Here is a 3,777-nt window from a genome sequence, read left to right on the forward strand (position 1 = left end):
CACGCTATACTTTTTGCGCAAAAACAGGTTCTGAAATCCTTCTCTGCCATCTGGTGTAGTTTCAAAGGTTTTTGAGAACTGACCAATGCCATGCCACATTACCAACGGGTATTCGTGTGCTTCTGCCGGTATCTGATAAAACGTATATGCATGATCTCCATGAAAAGTCTGTCCTTCAGGTGTACGTGTAATGGTATTAAACGTACCGGGATTCTCTTTTACTGTTCCTCCAACGGCAAAACTTCCCTGGTCCTTAATCAAAATCAGATTTCCGTCGGTGGTTTTACATGATGATAAACTTACGATTGCTATAAAAAGGAAGAGGAATTGCCAGCTTTTAACCTGTTTTGCAAAAGCAGTTGATAAGTTCATAATCGGGTAGAAGTTGCGATAAGAATTTTCCATTTTCATTTTGTTATAATTTCACCCACAAAGATAAAACACTGTATTATAGTAATTTGTATATAAAATACGGTATTGTGTACCATTTTTACTGAATTGACCCGAACGGGTTTTAATCCATTACAGGAATGCTTAAATTTGATTCGTTAAATGATACGATATGGAAAAGATGAACAGATTTGAAACGATTACGGAATACAATATTTTTAATAATCACGAGACCTTACATCCATTGGTAAGCGTTATTGATTTTTCGAAAGCGGATCCCCGCAGGTTAATACGAACCTATTTCGGTTTTTACCTGGTTTTACTGAAAGATGTGCATTGTGGCGATCTTCGGTATGGAAAAAATACGTACGACTACCAGGAAGGCACTTTAATATTTATTGCGCCTGGACAAATTCTGGATATGGAGCCGAGTGTTGAACTGTATCAACCCAAAGGGCATGGTGTTATTTTTCACCCTGATTTAATAATGGGAACCTCTCTGGGACGCCATATCGATAAATATTCCTTTTTTGATTACAATACAAATGAAGCGCTGCATATTTCTGAACGCGAGCGTCAAATGGTAATTGACAGTTTTGGAAAGATTAAATACGAGCTGGAACATGCCGTGGATAAGCACAGTAAAGAACTTATTTCTGCCAATATTGAATTGTTACTAAAGTACTGTGAGCGCTTTTACGACCGGCAGTTTATTACCAGAGAAAATACCAACAAGGGCATTCTGGAAAAGTTTGAGGTCTTGCTGAATGACTATTACGCCTCAGATAAACCGCAAACTTTCGGCTTACCGTCGGTGGCTTACTTTGCTGATGAACTTCATTTATCGCCAAATTATTTTGGTGATTTGATGAAAAGGGAAACCGGAAAGTCAGCCAAGGAATACGTTCAGATTAAAATCATCGAAATAGCAAAGCGCAAGATATTTGACTCAGACAAAACTGCCCGTGAAATTGCGCATGAATTAGGTTTTAAATATTCGCAGCATTTTAGCAGAATGTTTAAAAATGAAACCGGTTATACTCCTAATGAGTATAGGAACTTGAACTAATAAAATTTTCAATTGAGTTCAATTGAGTCCTATTTGACTTTCAACCTAAAATATTCAATAAATTAAGTCAATTGCCTATATAAGAATGGCCCTATTTGTAATCAAAATCATTCAGAAACCGAATTAGATCCATAAATTGTTCCTCAGACTTCAACACGTAATCATCTCCCAGTTTTAATGAATAAACATGATGAAACAAAGTGGTTAATTTGTAGGGACTTGGAACCAAAATTAGATTAGAAAAGAATTGGAAAATTCTCTCTCTCTCATTTGTTTCCTTTTTTTGGTTTCTTTTCATATTGAACTACATCTTAAGGAAATGCCCCTACGGTATCATACTTGTTGATTCTCCGCAGGGACAATTTCTTGTTTTCAGGCTAAGATTCAAATTGAATTGAATATGAGGCATTAGAAACATGAGTGAGTGCTCCTAGTTTTCAAAATTCATGGTATTGTCACATCCTTGGTTTCGACAGTGTGTGCAGAAAATACCCCCAAAGCCCCATTCGAAATATTATTCGGTGGATTATTAGGGGTTGTACCTCCTCCAGGCCCATTATCTGCCATCAATGCCAATGCGGTATAATACAATGACACATTTTTATCTATACATTGCATTTCTATACTAACCAAATCTCCTGCTTTAAATTCTAAATCGTCATCATTTATTTCCAGTTTGAGGGTATTCACCAAACCGTTATTAATCACATCATTTAAGACTAAATGCTGACTAATAAGATTATAGTTCAATGACATTTCAAATCTGTAATTATTTCCTTCTTCTTCAGGGTCTTTGTACACCGGAATGAAATTGTATTCTATATCTCCACCGAGTTTAACTTCCTCAACACTTATTGAATCAAATGGTACTTTCAGTGGCATAGTACTCTGTGCGGTGTATGTTTGCTCGTCCACATCTACAGTTAATGTATAGGTTCTTCCTTCCACCCCCTCCAACGTAGTTGTTTGATAAACTCCGCTCCCCTGTGGGCTAAGAATTTCACTGTTGCCCGCATCATCGTTAATGGTAACAATAGCGTTGTCAATGGTCGGGTAAGCTGTTGTATCTGTCAAACTAAGAGACTTTGTAATTTTTACATAATAAGGACCAACTTCGTTGGTAATGTTGCCTTCGATGATGATTTTAGATTGATTACTTTTGTAATCCAAATCCACTATTTTTTCACAGCTGGTAAAAAGCAAAGCAATAATTATCAGGCTAAGAATATTTCTCATATTTACATTTTTTAAAACTTAAAATTGTAAGTTACACTAGGTATCCATTGGAATAATGATGTTTGTACTGCATCAATCTTTTGAGGATTGTTTTTGTTTTCTTTAAAATCGATACTGTATGGATTTTGGCGACCATAGACATTGTATAGCCCAAAACTCCATGAGCTTTGGAAACGCCCTTTCGACGGCTTTTCATAGGTGGCACTCAAATCCAATCGGTGTGTAGCGGGCATTCTGTCTCCGTTACGGCGATCGTATTGATATACGACCATATCATTAAGAATGTATTTCCCAGTCGGAAGAGTAACTGCATTTCCGGTAGTATAAATAAAAGTTCCCGAAAGAGTCCATCGTTCGTTCAGACTATAGATACCTACGACTGTTAAATTGTGTGTACGATCGTATTTGGCGTTATACCATGAGTTATCATTGATTCCATTTATTTTTCGTTCTGTTTTCGAAAGTGTGTATCCCATCCAGCCAGTTAATCTTCCTGTGTTCTTTTTCAACATGAGTTCCAGTCCATAAGCCCTACCTTTTCCAAAAAGCAGTTCGCTTTCGATATCCGGGACAGTATTGATATCTGCTCCATCTTTATAATCGATCTGGTTCCGCATGGATTTATAGTAGGTCTCGGCGTTCAACTCGTATTTGTTGTTATTGAAGTTTTTACTAAATCCGAAACTTACCTGGTCTGCTATCTCCGGCTTAATATTGTAACTGTTTCCAATCCACTGGTCAGTAGGGCTACCACCGGTAGAGTTACTCATAAGGTGCATGTTTTGTGTATTTCGGGCGTAACCTACTTTCAGGCTTGTAGTACTGTTTAGCCTGTAATTCATACTTATTCTGGGTTCCAGATTGTAATAACTCTTTCCGGTTTTTCCTTCAGGCAGTTCAATCGATTCGACAAGCTCGTCATTCTCGTAGATGTTATAAGTGTCACCACCTAAAATATTGTAGAAAGAAAACCTTAAACCGTAGTCGAGATTGATTTTATCGGATACCTCAAAAGAATTACTCACATATATCCCATTTTCTAATCCTTTCCGGCTTTTTTTATCACTTACAATATCGGTTCC

General features: G+C 37.1%; 3 protein-coding genes and 1 pseudogene. 1 reads left to right on the plus strand and 3 read right to left on the minus strand.

The window, feature by feature from the left end; genetic code table 11:
* Window positions 1-405 (minus strand): annotated as a pseudogene (locus ABZB17_RS21385) (hypothetical protein); the annotation flags it as partial.
* A 166-nt stretch (window positions 406-571) separates the two neighbouring features.
* Here ABZB17_RS21385 and ABZB17_RS21390 point away from each other — a divergent pair.
* A complete protein-coding gene (locus tag ABZB17_RS21390; protein WP_372653484.1) occupies window positions 572-1,459 on the plus strand; it encodes a helix-turn-helix domain-containing protein in 888 nt (295 codons plus the stop codon).
* 444 nt (window positions 1,460-1,903) lie between these two features.
* Here the strand turns inward: ABZB17_RS21390 and ABZB17_RS21395 are convergent, their stop codons facing one another.
* Window positions 1,904-2,695 carry a DUF4249 family protein gene (locus ABZB17_RS21395; protein WP_372653486.1) on the minus strand — a complete coding sequence of 264 codons (792 nt, stop codon included), beginning with the start codon at window positions 2,693-2,695 and terminating at the stop codon, window positions 1,904-1,906.
* A gap of 11 nt (window positions 2,696-2,706) precedes the next feature.
* On the minus strand, window positions 2,707-3,777 hold a 1,071-nt coding region (locus ABZB17_RS21400; protein ID WP_372653489.1), incomplete at its 5' end, for a TonB-dependent receptor plug domain-containing protein.

The sequence above is a fragment of the Draconibacterium sp. genome, assembly GCF_041583095.1.
In the GTDB taxonomy this organism is placed as follows: Bacteria; Bacteroidota; Bacteroidia; order Bacteroidales; family Prolixibacteraceae; genus Draconibacterium.

Excerpts from the sequence above, each read along its gene's own strand:
- ABZB17_RS21390 (WP_372653484.1), top strand. The coding sequence starts at position 572 with ATGAACAGATTTGAAACGATTACGGAATACAATATTTTTAATAATCAC.
- ABZB17_RS21395 (WP_372653486.1), bottom strand. The coding sequence starts at position 2,695 with ATGAGAAATATTCTTAGCCTGATAATTATTGCTTTGCTTTTTACCAGC.